15 protein-coding genes and 1 pseudogene are annotated in these 20,164 nt (G+C 63.0%); 6 read left to right on the top strand and 10 right to left on the bottom strand.

Annotated elements, in window-relative coordinates:
* Positions 1–30 precede the first annotated feature (30 nt).
* The 3 genes from C7G42_RS14115 to rpmB form a co-directional block, all read right to left on the bottom strand.
* On the bottom strand, positions 31–2,262 hold the full coding sequence (locus tag C7G42_RS14115; protein WP_106949529.1) for a S8 family peptidase: 2,232 nt from the start codon (positions 2,260–2,262) through the stop codon (positions 31–33).
* Positions 2,263–2,434: 172 nt separating this feature from the next.
* Positions 2,435–3,469: an AAA family ATPase gene (locus tag C7G42_RS14110; RefSeq protein WP_106949528.1), complete on the bottom strand. Its 1,035-nt coding sequence runs from the start codon at positions 3,467–3,469 to the stop codon at positions 2,435–2,437.
* Positions 3,470–3,675: 206 nt separating this feature from the next.
* Positions 3,676–3,987: a 50S ribosomal protein L28 gene (gene rpmB / locus C7G42_RS14105; RefSeq protein WP_106949527.1), complete on the bottom strand. Its 312-nt coding sequence runs from the start codon at positions 3,985–3,987 to the stop codon at positions 3,676–3,678.
* 550 nt (positions 3,988–4,537) lie between these two features.
* Here rpmB and C7G42_RS14100 point away from each other — a divergent pair.
* The 5 genes and pseudogenes from C7G42_RS14100 (at position 4,538) to C7G42_RS14075 (ending at position 11,467) form a co-directional block, all read left to right on the top strand.
* On the top strand, positions 4,538–5,347 hold the full coding sequence (locus C7G42_RS14100) for a DUF3108 domain-containing protein (RefSeq protein ID WP_199580915.1): 810 nt from the start codon (positions 4,538–4,540) through the stop codon (positions 5,345–5,347).
* A 733-nt stretch (positions 5,348–6,080) separates the two neighbouring features.
* Complete coding sequence (locus C7G42_RS14090) at positions 6,081–9,494, top strand: helicase-related protein (RefSeq protein ID WP_106949526.1); 3,414 nt, start codon at positions 6,081–6,083, stop codon at positions 9,492–9,494.
* A gap of 72 nt (positions 9,495–9,566) precedes the next feature.
* Positions 9,567–9,830 (top strand): annotated as a pseudogene (locus C7G42_RS14085) (RNA-binding S4 domain-containing protein); the annotation flags it as partial.
* Positions 9,831–9,962: 132 nt separating this feature from the next.
* Complete coding sequence (gene fdxA, locus C7G42_RS14080) at positions 9,963–10,301, top strand: ferredoxin FdxA (protein ID WP_106949524.1); 339 nt, start codon at positions 9,963–9,965, stop codon at positions 10,299–10,301.
* A 347-nt stretch (positions 10,302–10,648) separates the two neighbouring features.
* Entirely contained in the window at positions 10,649–11,467 is an 819-nt protein-coding gene (locus C7G42_RS14075; RefSeq protein ID WP_199580894.1) for a CarD family transcriptional regulator, read from the top strand.
* Positions 11,468–11,584: 117 nt separating this feature from the next.
* Here the strand turns inward: C7G42_RS14075 and C7G42_RS14070 are convergent, their stop codons facing one another.
* From C7G42_RS14070 to cyoA, 7 genes are read right to left on the bottom strand one after another with little or no spacing between them, the layout of a single operon-like run.
* Positions 11,585–12,118 (bottom strand): response regulator transcription factor, encoded by a 534-nt coding sequence (locus C7G42_RS14070; protein ID WP_106949522.1) that lies wholly within the window; start codon positions 12,116–12,118, stop codon positions 11,585–11,587.
* A complete protein-coding gene (locus C7G42_RS14065; protein WP_199580893.1) occupies positions 12,108–13,511 on the bottom strand; it encodes an ATP-binding protein in 1,404 nt (467 codons plus the stop codon). Before C7G42_RS14065 ends, C7G42_RS14070 begins: the two co-directional genes overlap by 11 nt.
* A complete protein-coding gene (locus C7G42_RS14060) occupies positions 13,483–14,331 on the bottom strand; it encodes an SURF1 family protein (RefSeq protein WP_106949520.1) in 849 nt (282 codons plus the stop codon). Before C7G42_RS14060 ends, C7G42_RS14065 begins: the two co-directional genes overlap by 29 nt.
* Positions 14,328–14,708 (bottom strand): cytochrome o ubiquinol oxidase subunit IV, encoded by a 381-nt coding sequence (cyoD, locus tag C7G42_RS14055; protein ID WP_106949519.1) that lies wholly within the window; start codon positions 14,706–14,708, stop codon positions 14,328–14,330. The genes C7G42_RS14060 and cyoD overlap by 4 nt, the downstream gene beginning before the upstream one ends.
* Positions 14,705–15,334 (bottom strand): cytochrome o ubiquinol oxidase subunit III, encoded by a 630-nt coding sequence (cyoC, locus tag C7G42_RS14050; protein ID WP_106949518.1) that lies wholly within the window; start codon positions 15,332–15,334, stop codon positions 14,705–14,707. The genes cyoD and cyoC overlap by 4 nt, the downstream gene beginning before the upstream one ends.
* Entirely contained in the window at positions 15,335–17,332 is a 1,998-nt protein-coding gene (gene cyoB, locus C7G42_RS14045; RefSeq protein ID WP_106949517.1) for a cytochrome o ubiquinol oxidase subunit I, read from the bottom strand.
* Between the two features lie 11 nt (positions 17,333–17,343).
* Entirely contained in the window at positions 17,344–18,504 is a 1,161-nt protein-coding gene (gene cyoA / locus C7G42_RS14040) for a ubiquinol oxidase subunit II (protein WP_106949516.1), read from the bottom strand.
* Between the two features lie 181 nt (positions 18,505–18,685).
* On the opposite strand from cyoA, the gene C7G42_RS14035 reads away from it, so the two are divergent.
* Positions 18,686–20,014, top strand: a complete 1,329-nt coding sequence (locus C7G42_RS14035) for an MFS transporter (protein WP_106949515.1) — start codon at positions 18,686–18,688, stop codon at positions 20,012–20,014.
* Positions 20,015–20,164 lie beyond the last annotated feature (150 nt).

Below are 20,164 nucleotides of genomic sequence, written 5' to 3'. Positions count from 1 at the left end.
ACCGCCAACACTTGTAGTGGTCAAAATCAGCTACACCACAACAGAAACGGCATTTAGATTGTCTATCGCCATTTGCACTTCAGCATACAAATTCGTCTCAAGAGCTTCCGCATCTATCTCGACTACTAACGCAAAGCGCGCTGATCGATTTTCAGGGTCCTTCGCGGTCCGCGCCTTCCACCATCCAGCAACGGGATGAACGGCGACGATATTGCGTCGGGCAAGGTCTGATGCGGCGCAGGACAATTCATCTATTTGTATAGAGCCGACGTCTCGTCGGTTCCGTCCGAATTTCCATCCGTCATCTTCATCGACAACAGGCCCTTCGGGCTGCTCCGCAATCTTGCTTATTCGTGCGATGAATTCTGACTTACCCTCGTTCGGCCGGTTCAACTTGAAACGCAAATTATGCGAGGCATAGCGGAATTTTGAGCCACGGGCTGGTTCGGAAGGGTTAGGTTGAATGTATGTACTCAGAGCCACCCTTAAAGTTACAGGCGTATCAGCGAGTTTGCGTAGCTCTTCAACCGGCCATGGTAGTTCGAATAGCTTCATTTCGTTGTGGGTGTGCTCGCCACCGCTATCGCTGCTTCGATAAGGTTGGATCGTATCCTGCACGACGAGCGATAGCGCATTGGATGCACTCCTACGTGCGCGCTGCATATCCGGAACGCCGTAGCCATAGCGCTGAAAGAGTTGCCCGTAGGCACCTTTCGCAGGATTTGTCGGCAAATGGCTCCGCATCTGTTGGGTCCAACGCGCCGATGATATGAAAAGTGCGCGAATTGTCTCTGGCCACAGATGCGGATATTCCGTCCACAATTCAGAAATCGCCCTTGCGGCCAAAGCAGTTGCACCGCTGGTTTCGCCGCACGTTGTAAACACTCTAAGGGGAAATTGGTGATCCGTCGTAAGCAGCGCGAGAGCTGAGTGACCCATGGGTGGTGGGGGACCATTCACAACCCAGTTTCCGCCTTCAAAAACGATATCGGGCTTTATCGGCCAATGTGACAGCCAACTGGCAGTCCGAGATGATGGAGCAAGGTCACCGGCTGGCGCTAACGGAACTCCTGCCTCTCCGAAAGGCAAGAAAATCTTGTTTGTGTAGGCGCCGACGCAAATGGCATTCCAAGCGTGCGCCGGCGATTCAATCTCATTTTCGGGATGGTGGGAGGATGACAGATAATCATCATTCCCAAATAGATTTTGATTGGTGTTTCCCGCTGAAACGAGGAGGAGACGAGGGATCTTTTTTAAACCAGAGACGCCTGCAACCAATTGGTCGATCTCAGTTGACCAAGAGGTGGGAGCCCCATCGTGCGGCGTATCATCTTCGGTTGTACTCGCCATCGCAAATATTCGCCGCCGATCAGCAGCGGTTTCGACCGCGTTGATGCCGGCACGGGTCATTGCCCCCAGTAGGTGGTGGGGATTGTGTCCGGCATCGGGTATGATCTTTGCTGACTCAAGGCGCTGCCGTAATTGAATTGGCATCATAGCTTGCAGGGCAACCGTGAGATCGCCGTAGAGCGACAAACCTGCCAATTGTGTGCCGTGACCAACGTAATCCTCGACGCCCCAAGCTGGGTCGGCCGCGTGCCTATCGGCGCCAGTTAGAGCGGGAGCAATGAGAGGATGAGCGCGACTGACACCTCTATCCAGAAGGGTGATATAGGTTGGGCTGTCAATTGGTTCGAACGTCGTTAGGTTCTGTAGCGCTCCTAGCCATTCTGCCTGCTCCTCAATCTGCATTGCATCGAAATAGTCAGCAGTGACGGTGGGAGCGGCAAGGGCTCGAACACCGGCGAGACGGCGGTTAGCCAGTGCAAGAGAATTTTGCGTTGCATTCGCAATAACCACGAGGTCTTCAGGAAATTCGAGGCGATCTGCCCCGATAGCTACGCCAAACTCAGCTGCGCGCGCGAAGAATGCTTCAGCTTGCGAGATATCGAGCCAAATCTCCCACGGAATTGTGCCGTCACCGTCGGGAAATTTTGATATCGGGCCACGCCAGAGTGCCCGAAGCCCAGCTTCGACGATGGCGCCGATGCTCTGTACTAGGTCGGCATTGTAAGGACGGCCTTCCGAGCCGTCCGCCTTTGTTCGGTTCTTATCTGCAAAGTCTTCGATCTTGTGCCTGAGTTTATCCAAGCCCTTTGCCGTGGCAAACACGGTCGCTTTCGTAGGTTGATTGTTCTCTGGATGCTCTTGCACTATCGACAGAAGGGTTAGATCGCTGGCGTTTAGCCCTTTGGTGATCATGACCTCGCCGGCGCGACCTTGCACCTCAAGATAAACACCCGGTCTCGCGCCGCCCGATAGGTCTGGGAGGGCATCAAGAGCCCGTAGCAAGGCCTGAGCGTGCTGAGCCCGATTCGGTACGTCATGCGGTCTCTTAGTAGACCCGCTGCCCTTAGCCTTATATTTCTCTGACCTACCTAGACCGCTTATTATGAAGTGAGGAAGATCTCTCGGCATTCAAAACCGCCCCTATCCCATGCAATGAGCGCCGACGTTCAAGGGATGTAATGATCGCAGATGTTCTGATCAGGCTCAATTTGCCTAACACTGATCTACGAGCGGCATCTTCTGCTGCAGCGATGACATCAGCTGTCGAGAGGCCCCCAGCATTATTCGCTACTTCTGACCAGTCTACTTCGCGAACGTTGAATCCACTCAACCGTCGCCGCATTGCCGTCTCGATCGCAGGCGCGCTTGGCATCTCGTACCGTAGGACCAGATCAAAGCGCCGAAGGATGGCGCGATCTAGAATCTCAGGAAGATTCGTGGTGGCAACCACAATCGACGGGCCAGTGTCCTCATCCAAAAATTGAAGAAAAGAATTGAGAATTCGCCGAGCTTCGCCGACATCATTCTCATTACCCCGTGTCGCCGCTAGGGCGTCGATCTCGTCAAACAAGTAAATTCCACGAGTTGTACGGACCGCGTCGAATACCATCCGAAGCTTCTGTGCGGTCTCACCCATGAACTTCGTTATGAGGCCATGAAGAAGCACAGCGAAAAGCGGGTACTTGAGTTCGCCGGCGAGTGCGGCCGCAGATAGCGTCTTGCCCGTTCCGGGGGGGCCGGCAAGCAAGAGTCTTCGACGGGGTCGAAGGCCCTTCGATTCAAGCTGCTCGGTCATGCGCGTTTCAGCAACGACGTGAGCGAGTTCGTCCGCGGCTTCCAGTGGAAGAATAACGTCACCAAGCCGCGTTGTCGGATAGCTAGCGCTGAGTAACGCCGCTAGATCTCCACGCGGCGTCGCAAGCGGTGTCGGCTTCGAAAAACTTGCCCGATTGGTGGTAGCCTTGCTCGCGTCAGCCCATTGCCGAAGCTGCTCCGCCAATCGCACGTGACCCTTTTGAGCTTCGGCCGCAGCAAGTTGCATGGCGAGGTCGAAAAATCGATCTTCGTCGCCTTCCGCATGGCTTTTTATGAGGCCGATAAGCTGTTGTGCCGACGCCATATTTGAATCCTGATAGCAGCCGCGGCAACGCAATCTCGGATCAGTGCCTGCTTACTGTATATAGAAATTGCATTAATAGACTAGCGGCGGTGCGACTTGTTGAAACAAAAACGGCCGGATCTTCCGATCCGGCCGCAACGCAAACTCTACTTGGCTAAGCCTACGCCACGCGACGCAACCTAGCCCCCGCCCAATTCTGGAAAAACTCAGCTGGCCTTCTTGGCCGGTGCGGCCGTCGGGCCGACCTTCTTCTGGATGGCGCGCTTCAGATCGAGGGCGCGCGGCGACAGGACGTCGGCCTTGGCCTTGAGCAGGTAGGCGTCGAGGCCGCCATTGTGATCGACGCTCTTCACCGCGTTGGTGGAGACGCGCAGGCGCACGTTGCGCTCCAGGGCTTCGCTGATGAAGGTCACGTTGACCAGGTTCGGCAGGAAGCGGCGCTTGGTCTTGATGTTGGAGTGGCTGACCTTGTGGCCGACGAGGGGGCCCTTGGCCGTCAGTTCGCAGCGGCGAGACATGGCATCAATCCTTATCCTGAAACCCCCAACGATGTGCGGCCGCCATTCTGGGCGCCACGGGGGCGAATTCTCTTGTCCTTGCAGGGAGCGGCGGACGTATAGGGGGGAAGGGGCGGGACGTCAAGGTTTTGGGCGGGGATTTGAGCCGCCCGAACGGTGCGCTCCCTCTCCCGCCTGCGGGAGAGGGTTGGGGTAAGGGTTCTCTCCTCTGGGGGGCTGGGCGTCGTTACGGATAGTGTCCCCCAGAGGAGACAGCCCTCTCCCGCGCTTCGCGCGACCTCTCCCGCACGCGGGAGAGGTTACCGTGCCCGCAGCACCCTCCCAAGATCACCAAAACGGCAGTGTTTGTCGCGCCTTAACATCACATAAAGGGCGTATTCGCCGCCGAAGAGTCCGCTGGAAGTTCCGGGATCGACACGTTCCGACACATTGTTTGCCGCGGTTTTTGGCTTAAGTACCAACCGTCGCGCCCCGATTGGATTGTTTCGTGCTGATATCGCCCCATGTTGCGCCGAAATCGCGCTCCGCCCGCCCGCGTCTTGCCGGCTGGCTGGCGGTGCTTTGCGGCCTGACGGTGGCGTGGGGCGCCGTGCCGGCGGCGGCGCAGGGCAAGCTCGAGGCGCAATATGAGGCCTCCTTGGCCGGCATTCCCGTCGGCAAGGGCGCCTGGAACATCGACATCCAGGACGATGTGTTCGCAGCCGCGGCCTCCGGCGGCACCTCGGGGCTGCTGAAATCGTTCACGGGCGGGTCCGGCACCGGCGCCAGCCAAGGGCGAGTCGTCAACGGCGCGCTGGTTGCGACCGGCTACCAGGCCTCCACCACAACCTCGAAGAAGACCGAAGAGATCCGCATCACGCTCGACAAGGGCAATGTGAAGGATTTTGCCATCCTGCCGGAGCCGCCGGTCGATCCTGATCGTATCGTCGTCACCGACGCGCACCGCCGCGGCGTCTGGGACCCCATGACGGCCTCGCTGCTGCGGGTATCAGGCACTGGCGACCCCGTCTCGCCGGAGGCCTGCCACAGCTCGGCCCCGGTGTTCGACGGCCGCATGCGCTACGAGCTCAAGCTCGATTTCAAGCGCATGGAGACCGTGAAGGCCGAGAAGGGTTACAAGGGCCCGGTGGTGGTCTGCTCGCTCTATTTCGTGCCGGTCGCGGGCTACATCCCCGATCGCCCCGTGATCAAATACCTCGCCGCCCAGCGCAACATGGAGATCGCGTTCGCCCCCATCGCCGGCACGCGCATCCTGGTCCCGTTCTGGCTGAAGGTGCCGACGCCGCTCGGCCCGGCGATGCTCGAAGCCACCAGCTTCATCACCACGGCCCAGCCGCCAAGAGTGGCGAAGACGCAGTAAGCCGCCGCCAGCTGTAGTGCGCTCTCTCTCGGCCGTCATTCGGGTCGTTTGCCGTAGTGCGCTCTCAGCCGACGAGCGGAGGTTTTCGCTCGCAAAAGTGCATGCAAATTCAATCACGTCCCTACTGTGCATGGGGTTGTTTTCGCAAAAAAGGGGTGGCGAGGTCGTCATGGCCTGGCTTGACCCGGCCAGCCATCCCCCGGAAAGGCGCTCGTGTTGCAGTGGATACGCGGGTCAAGCCCGCGCATGACGGGGCCGGGAATCCATTTGACTCCTCCCCGATTCTGATTCGACTCCGCGCCGTCCCCAACTTAAGGCTTTCAGCCATCGAAACGTCACTTGTACGGCGGCCCAAAACTCCATCTAGTCGCAGCCAACAAGACTCCCGCGACATGTTGCGTGAACGGAACATGACTCCGGAGGGAGTCAGCGATTCGGCCGCGATTCGTTCTAGAGTCGTTCCGAAGCTTAAAGCCAACGGGAAAAGCGTCGCAAAGTGAGACAGTTGCGCGGGATCTTGGTGGGTGCTCCCACACACTCCGCTGTCATGCCCCGGCTTGACCGGGGCATCCAGTACGCCGCTGCCTCTCGGCTTCGCCACACTGCCGCGGCTTACTGGATGACAGCAGTGGAGGCGGCGGCGTGTTCGGAGACATAGCTGACACTTCGCAGGTGCCGCTCTGGCCCAGACAGCACTGACATTCGCCCGATCAGGCACTACCTAATCCCCCAGATGCCCTTTTCCTCCTCCCCCTTCGCTTCCGAGCGCGCGCTGTCCGATCGCGTGCCTGGCGCCGGCGTCACTGCGGTGCTCGGGCCGACCAACACCGGCAAGACCCATCTCGCCATCGAGCGGATGCTCGCGCATCCCTCGGGCATGATCGGCCTGCCGCTGCGCCTGCTCGCGCGCGAGGTCTACAACAAGATCGCGGCAAGGGTCGGCAGCGACGCGGTCGCGCTCGTCACCGGCGAGGAGAAGATCAAGCCGAAGAGCCCGCGCTATTGGGTGTCGACCGTCGAGGCGATGCCGCGCGATCTCGACGTCTCCTTCCTCGCCGTCGACGAGGTCCAGATCGCCAGCGATCTCGAACGCGGCCACGTCTTCACCGACCGCATCCTCAACCGCCGCGGCCGCGACGAGACGCTGCTCTTGGGCGCTGCCACCATGCGCCCGATCATCGAGCGGCTGCTGCCGGGCGTCTCCATGATCACGCGTCCCAGGCTGTCGCAGCTGGAATTCGCCGGCGACCGCAAGATCACGCGCCAGCCGCGCCGAACTGCGATTGTCGCGTTCTCGGCCGACGAGGTCTACGCCATCGCCGAGCTGATCCGCCGCCAGCACGGCGGCGCCGCCGTGGTGCTGGGCTCGCTGTCGCCCCGCACGCGCAATGCGCAGGTGGCGATGTTCCAGAACGGCGACGTCGATTATCTCGTCGCCACCGACGCCGTCGGCATGGGCCTCAATCTCGACGTCGACCACGTCGCGTTCGCCTCGGACCGCAAATATGACGGCTACCAGTTCCGCCGGCTGACGCCGTCCGAATTCGCGCAGATCGCAGGCCGCGCGGGGCGCGCCACGCGCAACGGCACCTTCGGCACCACCGGCCGCTGCGCGCCGTTCGAGCCCGAACTCGTCAACGCGCTGCAGAACCACACTTTCGAACCCGTGAAGATGCTGCAATGGCGCAACGCCAGGCTGGATTTTGCCTCGCTCGGCGCGCTCCAGGTCTCCCTGAACCTCGGCCCCGGCCACGAGGCCCTGACGCGCGCGCCTGTTGCCGAGGACATGCGCGTGCTCGAGCACGCCGCCCGCGACGTCGAGGTGCGCGATGTCGCGCATGGCAAGGACGCCGTGGAGCGGCTGTGGGAGGCCTGCCAGGTCCCCGACTACAGGAAATTGTCGCCGGCCGCCCATGCCGAGCTGGTGACCACGCTGTACGGCTTCCTGATGCGCAAGGGCTGCATCCCCGATGCTTGGTTCGAGGCCCAGATCACCCAGGCCGACCGCGTCGACGGCGACATCGACACGCTGTCGGCCCGAATCGCGCAGATCCGCACCTGGACCTTCGTCGCCAACCGTCCGGACTGGCTGAAAGACCCCGAACGCTGGCAGGGAATCGCCCGCGAGGTCGAAAATAAATTATCGGATGCGCTCCATGAACGCTTGACTGAGCGTTTCGTTGATCGCCGGACCAGTGTATTGATGCGCCGCCTGCGGGAGAACACGAGCTTGAATACTGAAATCGGCAAGACCGGCGAAGTCATCGTCGAAGGCCATGTCATCGGCCGTCTCGATGGCTTCACCTTTGCACCGGATGCGGCGGAAGCCGGCTCCGATGCGAAAGCCTTGCAGGCTGCGGCGCAAGCGGTGCTCGCAGGCGAGATCAACACGCGCGCCGAAAAGCTCGGCAACGCGCCGGACGATCAGTTCGTGCTGACCTCGGAAGGCATCATCCGCTGGACCGGCGACGCGGTGGCGCGACTGTCTGCCGCGGAGGACGCGCTGCATCCGCGCATCCGCATCATCTCCGACGAGCGCCTGACCGGCGCCCCCCGCGACAAGGTGCAGGCCCGGCTCGAGCTCTGGCTCAAGACCCATGTCGAGAAGCTGCTCGGGCCGATGTTCGAGCTGTCCAAGGCCGAGGACGTCACCGGCATCGCCCGCGGCATCGCCTTTCAGCTCGTCGAGGCCCTCGGCGTGCTCGAGCGTCCCAAGATCGCCAACGAGCTGAAGGATCTCGACCAGCCCTCGCGCGCCGTGCTGCGCAAATACGGCGTCCGTTTCGGCGCCTATCACATCTATTTCCCCGGCCTGCTCAAGCCCGCCGGGCGTGCGCTGGCCGCGCTGCTGTGGGCGCTGAAGCAGGACAATGTCGATCTGTCCTCGCTGTCCGGCGCGCAGCATCTGGCCTCCTCGGGGCGCACCTCGTTCCCGGTCGACAAAGCGTTGCCGCGCGATGCCTATCGCGTGCTCGGCTACAAGCAGGCCGGCGAGCGCGCCGTGCGCGTCGACATCCTGGAGCGCCTGGCCGATCTGATCCGCCCGGCGCTCGCCTGGCGCGAGAACGCATCCGGCGAAAAGCCGGCCGGCGCCTTCGACGGCCGCAGTTTCGTGGTGACGCAGGCGATGACCTCGCTCACGGGATCGGCCGGCGAAGATTTCGCCTCGGTCCTGCGCGCCCTCGGCTATCGCATGGAGAAGCGTCCGCCGCTGCCGGCAAAGCCGGCCGTGGTGGAAACGGTCGCGGCCGAGACGCCGCCGGCTGAAGGCAGCGCGGAGACCTCAACCGACTCTGCGGCGGAGGCCGTTGCCGGTCTGCCGGCGGAGCCCTCCACCGAAGCTGCCGCCGAGCCCGTCACCGTCGAAGATGCGCCCGGCATGGAGCCGCAGGACGAGCCGGCTCAGGAGGCTGAGCCTGTGCTGGAAGCCTCTCCCGACCCCGTCACGCCCGAAGACGCGCCCGGCATTGCGCCGCCGGCGGAAGAAGCCGCTGCGCCCACCGAGTCCGCCGGCCTCGAAGCTGTTCCGGCCGAGACCGAAGCTGCCGCATCACCCGACGCCGCCGCGCCTGAAGCTGAAGCTGCGGCGACGCCCGCCGAGCCCGAGCTGATCGAGGTCTGGCGTCCCGGCGGCCGTCACGAGGACCGCAAGCCGCGCCACGAGCGCCATCGCCACCAGCGTCATCAGAACCAGCGTCCGCAGGCCGGCGCTGAAGCTGGCGCCGCACCCGGTGCAGCGGGCGCCGCGCCCGGCGAAGCCGCCGACGGCGCCAAGCCGGGTCATCGTCATGGTGGTCATCGCAGAGATTCTGGCAGAGACTTCCGCAAGCCGCGCGAAGGTGGCGAAGGCGCGCCGCGTCCCGAGGGGCGCGACGACAAGAACCGCCGCTTCGAGGGCAAGGATCGCGACAACAAGGATCGCGACAACAAGGGACGCGACAAGGGCAAGTTCGGCGGAGATCGCGACAAGGGCCGCGACAACCGCGGCCGTGACCGCGACAAGGGCCGCGACCGCCAGGGCGGTCCGTCGCTGCGTCCCTACGCCTCGAGCGCGAATCCGCGCGAGCGGGATCGTCCCGCCGATCCGAACTCGCCCTTCGCGAAGCTCGCCGCGCTGAAGGAGCAGCTTTCCGGGCGCAAGGAGTAGCATAGCGTTTTCAAGCGAAGTGCGGAGCGGTTCGCGTGAAGAAAACGCGTCGGAAGGAATAGAGCCACGACCGAGCGGCAGCGCCTCGACAAATGGCTGTGGCACGCGCGGGTGGTGAAAGCGCGGACCTCGGCGGCCGAGCTCGTCGAAAAGGGGCATGTCCGCGTCAATGGTGAGCGCGAAAAGGCGCCGGGCCATGCGATCAAGCTCGGCGACGTCATCACCGTGGCGCTCGATCGCACCGTGCGCGTCCTGAAGGTGACAGGCTTCAGCGAACGCCGCGGCGATGCCGCCTCCGCGCGCGTGCTCTACGAAGAGCTCGGGATGCGCAATTAATTGCGCATTGCATTCATTTCTTGGTCGATCAAACGCGCAAAGCCGTCATGATCGGGCCTTCCCGACCTTGCGGCGCCCGGCCATCCGCGCTACGCAAGCCGCGACTTTTAAAAGAGCTTTTCGGAGCGTTGGATGACTTACGTCGTCACTGAAAACTGCATCAAGTGCAAGTATACCGACTGCGTCGAGGTCTGCCCGGTCGACTGTTTCTACGAGGGTGACAACATGCTCGTCATCCACCCGGACGAGTGCATCGATTGTGGCGTGTGCGAGCCGGAATGCCCCGCCGACGCCATCAAGCCGGACACGGAACCGGGCCTCGAAAAGTGGCTGGAAGTGAACACCCAGTACGCCAAGAGCTGGCCGAACATCACCCAGAAGAAAGAATCACCTGCCGACGCGAAGGAATTCGACGGCATGGACGGCAAGTTCGAGAAATATTTCTCTCCGAATCCCGGCTCCGGCGACTAAATCGGGTCCAAACTTAACCCTAATAGCGTCGCTGCTGCCGAAAACCAGCCCTGAAGACCCCTAAATCATTGATTTTTGCGGGAAATGTGCTATATTGGGCACATTAAGCCGAACCCTGTCAGCCCCGTTGGCCCCGCTGGGTTCCCGTGAAACCAAATGTCGAACAGGGGCGTGGCAGTTTCCGCGCGCAGGCTGTGTCACAGAAAACGCGTAAAAAGAGTACTTCAGCGAGGGCTTCCCATAAGGAGGCCAAAAAAGTCGCCGCGGCCAGCCGTAGCGCATCCAAGGGTCGGGCCGCTGCCAAGGCGCCGCCGGCTGCAAAGTCCTCGAAGAACAAAAGAAGCGCAATGCCTAACAAGACTGCCAAACCGGCCGCGAAAGCGACCGTTGCAAAGCCTGCTGCCAAGCCTGTCGCTGCCAAGGCCCCTGCCGCCAAGGCTCCTGCTGCGAAGCCCGCCGCGCCGAAGGCTCCCGTTGCTGCTCCTGCCAAGGCTCCCGTCGCTGCCGCCAAGCCCGCTGTGAAGCCGGCCGCCGCTGCGCCGAAGGTCGAGGAAAAGAAGGTCGTGACCCAGCGCCAGGGCTTCAAGGCCAATGAATTCGTCGTCTATCCCGCTCACGGCGTCGGCCAGATCCTGGCCATCGAGGAGCAGGAGATCGCCGGCGCGAAGCTCGAGCTGTTCGTCATCAACTTCATCAAGGACAAGATGACGCTGCGCGTGCCGACCGCCAAGGTCGCCAATGTCGGCATGCGCAAGCTGTCGGAGCCCGCGCTGGTGAAGAAGGCGCTGGAGACGCTGAAGGGCCGCGCCCGCGTCAAGCGCACGATGTGGTCGCGCCGCGCCCAGGAATACGAAGCCAAGATCAATTCGGGCGACATCGTTGCGATCGCGGAAGTCGTGCGCGATCTCTTCCGCTCGGAATCGCAGCCGGAGCAGTCCTACAGCGAACGCCAGCTCTATGAAGCGGCGCTCGATCGTCTGTCCCGCGAGATCGCGGTGGTGCAGCACTCGACCGAGACCGAAGCGGTCAAGGAGATCGAGGCCCAGCTCGCCAAGAGCCCGCGCCGCGGTGCCAAGTCCGAAACCGCCGAAGGCGAGGCGGATGCCGAGGGCGATACCGACGACACCGATGGCGACGACACCACCGTCGCCGACGAGGCCGCGTAAGCGCTTTCGTCGCGTCGATCGCAAGAGATCAAAAGCCCGGCCGTTCGGCCGGGCTTTTTTTGTTTGGGAGGCAGGGGCGGGTCTGCCGTATGACGTGCGGTGAGAGCTGCGGACGGCTCACTTCACCGGCCGCTTCTCGAGCTTCCGTGCCAGCGTGCGCCGGTGCATGCCCAATCGCCGGGCCGCCTCCGAGATGTTGAAATCGGTCTCGATCAGGGTCTGGTGGATGCGCTCCCATTCCAGCGTCTTGATCGAGGTCGGCCGCGCGTCGAGTGCGACCTCGGTATTCCCGGCGGCCTTGGTGAAGGCGGCTTCGATGTCGTCGGTGTTGGAGGGCTTTGCGAGATAGTGGCAGGCGCCGAGCTTGATCGCCTCCACGGCGGTCGAGATGCTGGCAAAGCCGGTCAGCACCACGATCAGCATATCAGGATCATGCGTGTGCAAGAGCTCGACGCAGGCAAGGCCCGAAGCGCCGCCGAGCTTGAGGTCGACCACGGCGTGGCCGAAAGAGCGTTCCTCCAGCACTTGCCGCACCTCCTCGATCGAGGCGGCGAGCACGACCTCGTAGCCGCGGCGCTCGAACGAGCGCTTCAGCGTGCGTGCAAAACCCGCATCGTCTTCGACGACTATGAGCGAACGGTCAGGCGTCAAAATTCCCTCCGATCGCGAGCGTTGCGAGCGGCAGCGTGAGGCGCACTGTGGCGCCGCGCTTCCTGTGATTCTCGGCGGTCACGGTGCCGCCCAGCTTGCGCACCACGTTCACCACCAGGAACAGGCCGAGCCCGCCGCCGGCGCGGCCCTTGCTCGATTGATAGGGCTTTCCGAGTTGTGCCAGCATGTCAGACGCAAAGCCCGGGCCGCGGTCGCTGATCGACAGCACGAGATTGTCGCCCTCGCGCTCGGCCACGAGCTCGACCCAGTCGCGCGAGACCTCATAGGCATTGTCCAGCACGTTGAAGATCACCTGTTTCAGAGCAACATCCGAGACGATCGCAACGTCCCCGCCAAAGGTGTTGACGAAGTAGAGCGTCCGCGCCGAGCGCGCGTCGCGCCACTCGTCGACCAGGGCGGTGACGAACGCCGTCACCGTCGTCGGCGACGAGCCTTCGCCGCGCGCTTCGCCCGCCGAGACCAGGATGCCCGTCACGATCGACTTGCAGCGTTGCAGCGAGGTTTCCATCTCCGCGAGGTCCTCGGCGAGCTCCTGATCGGCGGCGAGATCAGGCATGCGGCGCCAATCGCTGAGGATGACCGAGAGCGAGGCCAGCGGCGTCCCGAGCTCATGCGCAGCACCGGAGGCGAGCAGGCCCATGCGCACGATGTGGTCCTGCTCGGCCGCATGCTGGCGCAGTGCGGCCAGATGCGCGTCGCGCTCGCGCAAATTCCTGTTGATGCGGGTGACGAACACCACCAGCAGCACGGCGTTGAGCACGAAGCCCAGCAGCATGCCGGCGACCGTGAGCGTGTAAGTCTCGCTCAGCGGGTTCGGCGGCAGCTCCAGCGGGCGATATGCCAAAGTCAGCCAGACAAAACTCGCGCAGGTCAGCGCGACCAGCGACCAGGTCGAGCGGCCGTCGAGCAGCACCGCGCCGAGCGTCACCTGGAGCAGGAATAGCGAGGTGAAGGGGTTGGTGGCGCCGCCAGAGAGGTAGAGCTGCGCGGTTAGCGCGGCGACGTCCAGCATCAGGGCGACCAGCAGCTCGTTGTTGGTGATCGCGGCGCGATGGCGCACCCAGACCAGGCTGGAGACGTTGAGCAGCACCAGCGCGCCGATCACCGCGCCCATCCGCTCCAAAGGCAGTGGAATGCCGAGCCCAAAATGCACGCCGCCGATGGTCACGATCTGGCCGACCACCGCGGTCCAGCGCAGCTGGATCAGCAGCGCCATGTTCTTGCGGTTGGTCTCGTCGTCGGTCGGCGCAGCCCCGATCAGCTCGCTGCGTGCGTCCGCCTGCGATTGCAGCGTGACGGCCAACCCGTCCTGCGCAAATGTGTGGGAAAGCGTCTTCCCGTCGTCAGGTCGGCTCGACGATCGTTTCAGCATCTGATCCCGTCCTGCGGGCGACAGCATTGGAGCCGCCAGCCTGTTCGTGGACGAAGCGTTTGCGGCGGAACAGCCCGCCGCCGAATGTGACGAAGAGTCTACCTGCCAGCATGAAAGCGAGGGCAAACCACGTCAGCGCGTAGATCAGGTGGTTATTGGGAAAGGCGACCACGGTCAATCCGCCGATCGGGCCGCCAGCGGATTGTGATCCGGCGTCGGCATCGACGAAAAAGGGTGCGATGTCGTGGAGGTCGCGGGCCGTCGCAATCGCGGCGACATCGCGCGAATACCAGCGGTTGTGCTGGGGCACGTTGTTCCGGAGGAAGCCGCCTTTCGGCTCCGAAATGCGGAGCAGGCCGGTGATCTCGACCGGGCCGTCCGGATTGCCGTCCCGGCGCGTCGATGCCTCACGCCGCTCCGATGGCACGAAGCCGCGGTTGATCAGCACCTGCGTGCCGTCATCGCGCTGGAGCGGCGTCAGCACCCAAAAACCCGGGCCCTCCTCGGTGACAGCCTGCACCAGGGTCTCGCGGTCGTGCAGGAAGCGGCCTTTGAGGCTGACATGCCTGTACTCGTCGTTGGCGGCGCTGACCGCGGGCCATGAAGCGGGCGAGGGGATCGGCTGGGCCGGGGCGTGGACGCGCTGTTCGATGCGGTCGATTAGCGCCAGCTTCCAGGCGCGGCGCTCGATCTGCCAGATTCCGAGCGCGATCAGAAGTGCGAAGGCTGCGAGCGAAAGGACCGTGAGCCACAAGGAGGGGCGTGCAGCCTTGCGGGGCGCGCCCTCTGCCTTGTCCGTCACGGTCCCGGTATCGCTCACTTCATTCCCGTCATTTCGTGCATCGGCATCATGTTGCTGTTGAGGTGGCTCATCACCCACAGCGAACCGGACAGCGCGATCACCACCATGACGATGGTGAAGATCAGCGCCATCATGGTCCAGCCGTTCTCGGACGTCGTGTTCATGTGCAGGAAGTAGACCATGTGCACGACGATCTGCACGACGGCGAAGGCCATGATGACCAGCGCGGTGATCTGCTTGCTCGGCAGCGCCCCGCTCATCACCAGCCAGAATGGAATTGCGGTCAGCACGACCGAGAGCACGAAGCCGAGCATGTAGGTCGAGAACGTGCCGTGGGCGTGGCCGTCTTCGTGGTGATGATCGCCCGCGTGCGCGGCGTGGGTATCGGTGCTCATCGCAGAACTCCCAGGAGATAGACGAAGGTGAAAACGCCGATCCAGACCACGTCGAGGAAGTGCCAGAACATCGACAGGCACATCAGGCGGCGGCGATTGGCCTCGATCAGGCCGAACTTCTGAACCTGCACCATCAGCGTCACCAGCCAGATCAGGCCGCAGGAGACGTGCAGGCCGTGGGTGCCGACCAGCGTGAAGAACGCCGAAAGGAAAGCGCTGCGCTGCGGCGTCGCGCCCTCATGGATCATGTGGGCGAATTCGGACAGCTCGATGCCGATGAAGGCGAGGCCGAACAGGCCGGTGATGGCCAGCCAGACTTGCGTCTGCGCGACCTTGTTCTGCTGCATGGTCAGCATGGCAAAACCATACGTGATCGACGACAGCAGCAGCATCGAGGTGTTCACCGCCACCAGGGGCAGCTCGAACAGGTCCTTCGGCGCGGGGCCGGCGGCGTAATTGCCGCCGAGCACGCCGAAGGTGGCGAACAGGATCGCGAAGATGAGACAGTCGCTCATCAGATAGATCCAGAAGCCGAGCGAGGTGCTGTAGCCTTCCGGATGCGGATGTTCGTCGGCGACGTAGAAGACCGGCTCGCCGGATTGGGTGGGATGGACAGCGACAGTCATTTACTTGGCTCCGGCGAGCAGTTTGGTGCGCGCGTCCTCGGCCCGGATGACGTCGTCAGCCGGAATGTCGAAGTCGCGGTGATAGTTGAAGGTGTGACCGATGCCGACAACGAGCAGCCCGGCGAAGCTCAATGCGGCCAGCCACCAGATGTACCAGATCAGGCCGAAACCCATCGCGGTGGCGAGGCCGGCTAGGATGATGCCGGTGCCGGTGCTGCTGGGCATGTGGATCGGCTTGAACCCGGTCAGCGGACGCTGGTAGCCGCGCCTCTTCATGTCCCACCACGCGTCATTGTCGTGAACGACGGGGGTGAAGGCGAAGTTGTAGTCCGGCGGCGGCGAGGAGGTCGCCCATTCCAGCGTGCGTGCATCCCAGGGATCGCCGGTGACGTCCTTGAGTTGCTCGCGCTTGAGGAAGGAGACCGCGAACTGCATCAGCATCGAGAGGATGCCGAGGAAGACGAGGAAAGCGCCGATCCCTGCGATGATGAACCAGATCTGCAGGCTCGGATCGTCGAACACGCGCAGCCGGCGGGTCACGCCCATCAGGCCGAGCACATAGAGCGGCATGAAGGCGAGGTAGAAGCCGGTGACCCAGAACCAGAACGACAGCTTGCCCCAGAACGGATCGAGCTTGAAGCCGAAAGCCTTCGGGAACCAGTAGTTGATGCCTGCGAACGCGCCGAACACCACGCCGCCGATGATGACGTTGTGGAAGTGCGCGATCAGGAACAGGCTGTTGTGCAGCACGAAGTCGGCCGGCGGCACCGCGAGCAGCACGCCGGTCATGCCTCCGAGCACGAAGGTCAGCATGAACGCGATCGTCCACAGCATCGGCAGCTCGTAGCGGATACGGCCGCGATACATCGTGAACAGCCAGTTGAACATCTTCGCGCCCGTCGGGATCGAGATGATCATCGTGGTGATGCCGAAGAACGAGTTGACGCTGGCGCCCGAGCCCATCGTGAAGAAGTGGTGCAGCCAGACCAGGTACGACAGGATGGTGATGACGACCGTGGCGTAGACCATTGAGGTGTAGCCGAACAGCCGCTTGCCGGAGAAGGTCGAGGTCACTTCCGAGAAGATGCCGAAGGCCGGGAGGACCAGGATGTAGACTTCAGGATGGCCCCAGATCCAGATCAGGTTCACGTACATCATCGGGCTGCCGCCGAAATCGTTCGTGAAGAAGTTGGTGCCGACGTAGCGGTCGAGCGTGAGCAGCGCGAGCACGACGGTCAGGACGGGGAAGGAGGCGACGATCAGGACGTTGGTGCAGAGCGAGGTCCAGGTGAACACCGGCATCTTCATCATGGTCATGCCGGGGCACCGCAGCTTGACGATGGTGCAGATCAGATTGATGCCGGACAGCGTCGTTCCGACGCCGGCGACCTGCAAACCCCATATGTAATAGTCGACGCCGACGTCAGGACTGTAGCCGATGTTGGACAGCGGCGGATAAGCCAGCCAGCCGGTGCGGGCGAATTCGCCGATGAACAGCGAAGCCATCACCAGTACCGCGCCGCCGACTGTCATCCAGAAGCTGAAATTGTTCAGGAATGGGAACGACACGTCGCGCGCGCCGATCTGGAGCGGCACGACATAGTTCATCAGGCCGGTGACCAGCGGCATCGCCACGAAGAAGATCATGATCACGCCGTGGGCGGTGAAGATCTGATCGTAGTGATGGGCGTTGAGGTAGCCTTCGGAGCCACCAAAGGCGAGTGCCTGCTGCAACCGCATCATGAGCGCGTCGGCGAAGCCGCGCAGCAGCATCACGATGCCGAGGATCATGTACATGATGCCGATGCGCTTGTGGTCCACGCTGGTGAACCATTCGCGCCAGAGATAACCCCAGAGGCGGAGATAGGTCAGACCGGCGAGCATGACGAGCCCGCCGGTTGCCACCACCGCGAAGGTGCCGACGACGATCGGCTCGTGCAACGGCAAGGATTCGATGGTGAGCCGGCCGAAGATGAGCTTGAGAAAATCAGGAGACATGCGGGATCTCTTTACGAGTCTGACTTCGGACGCAGTCCGAGGAAGAAGGACGAGGACTTGAGCGGCGTGAAGCTCGGCCGCTTCAGGCCGGCGCCGAGCAGCGGCGCCATGTCGACGGGAGCCGTGATCGACGCCGTGGTCTTGCCTTGCGGCGCATCGGGCGTGCAGGTGCCTGCGACGAAGCTCGGCTCGGGTCCGAGCGCCGTGCCGCGGCGGGCGTATTTGTCGTAGGCCAGCGGCAGCGTGTTGTTCAGGCCCTCATGGCCGTTGCCGCCCTTGGCGTCGATCGCCATCATCTCGCTCTGGCACATCTTGCCGGTCTCGACGCACATGTTAAGGATCAGGCGATAGAGATCGGCATCGACGGTGCCCCAGCGTCGCACCGGCTCGTTCTCGCTGGGCTTCTCGAGTTGGAGATATTCGGCGCGGCCGAGCGAGCCGCCAGCAGACTTGGCGCTGGCGACCCAGGCGTCAAAACCCTTGTCGTCGAGGCCCTGGAAGTTGAAGCGCATGCCGGAGAAGCCGGCACCGCTGTAGTTGGCCGAGAAGCCCTTGTAGCTGCCGGCGTGGTTCACCACCGCGTGGAGCTTGGTCTCCATGCCCGGCATCGCGTAGATCTGTCCGGCGAGCGCGGGGATGTAGAACGAGTTCATCACCGAGGACGCGGTGATGCGGAAGGTAATCGGACGATCGACCGGAGCTGCAAGCTCGTTGACGGTGGCGATGCCGTAGTCCGGATAGATGAAGAGCCACTTCCAGTCGAGCGCGACGACGTCGACCTCGAGCGGAGCTTTGGACTGGTCCACGGCGCGGTCGGCATGGATGCGGCCGAGCGTGCGATAGGGGTCGAGCAGGTGCGTGCCCATCCAGGTCAGCGCGCCCAGGCAGACGATGATCAGCAGCGGTGCCGACCAGATCACCAGCTCGAGCGCGGTCGAGTGATCCCATTCCGGCTCGTAGCGAGCGTCCGTGTTGGACTGGCGATAGCGCCAGGCGAACAGCACCGTCAGCGCCATCACGGGGACGACGATCAGCAACATCAGGACGGTGGAGATGATGACGAGGTCGCGCTGTTGGGCTGCGATATCGCCAGCTGGCGCCAGCACGACGTAGTCGCAGCCGCTGAGCGCAGCAGCCAGAGGTAGTAGCGCCAGGATCTTGAGACGAGACACGGGCTGAGCCTTTGAGAATGAGTTTCTTTTGCGGGGCCAACGGGTAGCTGCGGCGCAGCAATCGGGACATTGGACAATTTGTCCAATGTTGCAGTGCAGAATATTGGATCAGACAAAGCCGGATTGCCTGGCGCCCCGCCGGGCGGTCGGCATTGGTTATCAGGACGCTAAGGGCGCACGAATGGCGACGGCACACACCCCCGTATTGGCAGAGACCCCCTCGGGCGAGCACGGCCACGACCTCGCCAGTCCCGGCGAGATCGCCATCGGCGTCATCATCGGCCGCACCTCGGAATTCTTCGATTTTTTCGTCTTCGCGATTGCCTCGGTGATCGTGTTTCCCCGCTTGGTGTTCCCTTTCACGAGCGAGCTGACCGGCACCTTCTATTCCTTCATGGTCTTCGCTCTGGCGTTCATGGCGCGGCCGATCGGCACCGTCATTTTCATGACGGTCGACCGGGAATACGGCAAGACGGCCAAGCTGATCTCGGCGCTGTTTCTGCTCGGCACCGCGACCGTCGCGATCGCCTTCCTCCCGGGCTACAGCGAGATCGGGAGTGCCGCGATCTGGTTGCTGGCGCTGGCGCGCGTCGCACAGGGGCTGGCCTGGGGCGGCGCATGGGACGGCATGGCCTCTCTGCTGGCGCTGAACGCACCGCCCTCACAGCGCGGCTGGTACGCGATGGTGCCGCAGCTGGGAGCTCCGCTCGGGCTGATCGTGGCAAGCGCGCTGTTTGCTTATTTCGCCGGCAATCTGTCGGCCGAAGATTTCTTCGACTGGGGCTGGCGCTATCCGTTCTTCGTCGCGTTCGCCATCAATGTCGTGGCGCTGTTCGCGCGCCTGCGCATGGTGACGACGGCGGAATACGCCTCGCTGTTCGAGACCCGCGAGCTACAGCCCGCGCGCATCTCCGAGACGGTCGCGCGCGAAGGCCAGAACATCATGCTGGGCGCGTTCGCGCCGCTCGCGAGCTTCGCGCTGTTCCACATGGTCACGGTGTTTCCGCTGTCCTGGGTGTTCCTGTTCACCCGCGAAAGCCCGGTGCGCTTCCTGATCATCGAGATCGTCGCTGCCGTGTTCGGCGTCGGCGCGATCGTGGCCTCCGGCATCATCGCCGACCGTGTGGGGCGCAAATCGCTTCTGATGGGATCGGCGATCGCGATCGCGATCTACAGCGGCTTTGCCCCGCAGCTGCTCGACGCCGGCGCGTTCGGCGAGACCATCTACATGGTGATCGGCTTCATCCTGCTCGGCCTGTCGTTCGGCCAGTCCTCGGGCGCGATCGCCTCGAGCTTCAAGCAGACCTATCGCTACACGGCGTCCGCGCTGACGTCGGACATGGCTTGGCTGTTCGGCGCCGGTTTCGCGCCGCTGGTCGCGCTGCTGCTCGCCACCAATCTCGGCGTCATCGCCTCGGGCGCCTATCTGCTGTCAGGTGCGTTCTGGACGCTGCTCGCGCTCTGGCTCAGCGGCCAGCGCGAGGCCGGCGACATGGACGCGGGACGTTAGGGCTCGCGCCGTCGCCACCCGACCGGTTTCGTAGGGTGGGCAAAGGCGCTCTTGCGCCGTGCCCACCATCTGTTTCCGATTGAGAGAAGTGGTGGGCACGCTTCCGCTTTGCCTACCCTACGGCACTGTCCTTGTGGCGACGCGTGCTTA

It is taken from the genome of Bradyrhizobium sp. MOS003 (assembly GCF_003020125.1).
Lineage (GTDB): Bacteria > Pseudomonadota > Alphaproteobacteria > Rhizobiales > Xanthobacteraceae > Bradyrhizobium.
Note: the sequence above shows the minus strand (reverse complement) of the source record. Positions and strands in the feature narration are given on the sequence as shown.

What these genes read in the sequence shown, in the direction of transcription:
- rpmB (WP_106949527.1), bottom strand. Translation starts at nt 3,987, where the DNA reads ATGTCTCGCCGCTGCGAACTGACGGCCAAGGGCCCCCTCGTCGGCCAC.
- cyoB (WP_106949517.1), bottom strand. Translation starts at nt 17,332, where the DNA reads ATGTCTCCTGATTTTCTCAAGCTCATCTTCGGCCGGCTCACCATCGAA.
- C7G42_RS14035 (WP_106949515.1), top strand. Translation starts at nt 18,686, where the DNA reads ATGGCGACGGCACACACCCCCGTATTGGCAGAGACCCCCTCGGGCGAG.
- cyoC (WP_106949518.1), bottom strand. Translation starts at nt 15,334, where the DNA reads ATGACTGTCGCTGTCCATCCCACCCAATCCGGCGAGCCGGTCTTCTAC.
- C7G42_RS14110 (WP_106949528.1), bottom strand. Translation starts at nt 3,469, where the DNA reads ATGGCGTCGGCACAACAGCTTATCGGCCTCATAAAAAGCCATGCGGAA.
- fdxA (WP_106949524.1), top strand. Translation starts at nt 9,963, where the DNA reads ATGACTTACGTCGTCACTGAAAACTGCATCAAGTGCAAGTATACCGAC.
- C7G42_RS14075 (WP_199580894.1), top strand. Translation starts at nt 10,649, where the DNA reads ATGCCTAACAAGACTGCCAAACCGGCCGCGAAAGCGACCGTTGCAAAG.
- cyoD (WP_106949519.1), bottom strand. Translation starts at nt 14,708, where the DNA reads ATGAGCACCGATACCCACGCCGCGCACGCGGGCGATCATCACCACGAA.
- C7G42_RS14090 (WP_106949526.1), top strand. Translation starts at nt 6,081, where the DNA reads ATGCCCTTTTCCTCCTCCCCCTTCGCTTCCGAGCGCGCGCTGTCCGAT.
- C7G42_RS14115 (WP_106949529.1), bottom strand. Translation starts at nt 2,262, where the DNA reads ATGATCACCAAAGGGCTAAACGCCAGCGATCTAACCCTTCTGTCGATA.
- C7G42_RS14065 (WP_199580893.1), bottom strand. Translation starts at nt 13,511, where the DNA reads ATGCTGAAACGATCGTCGAGCCGACCTGACGACGGGAAGACGCTTTCC.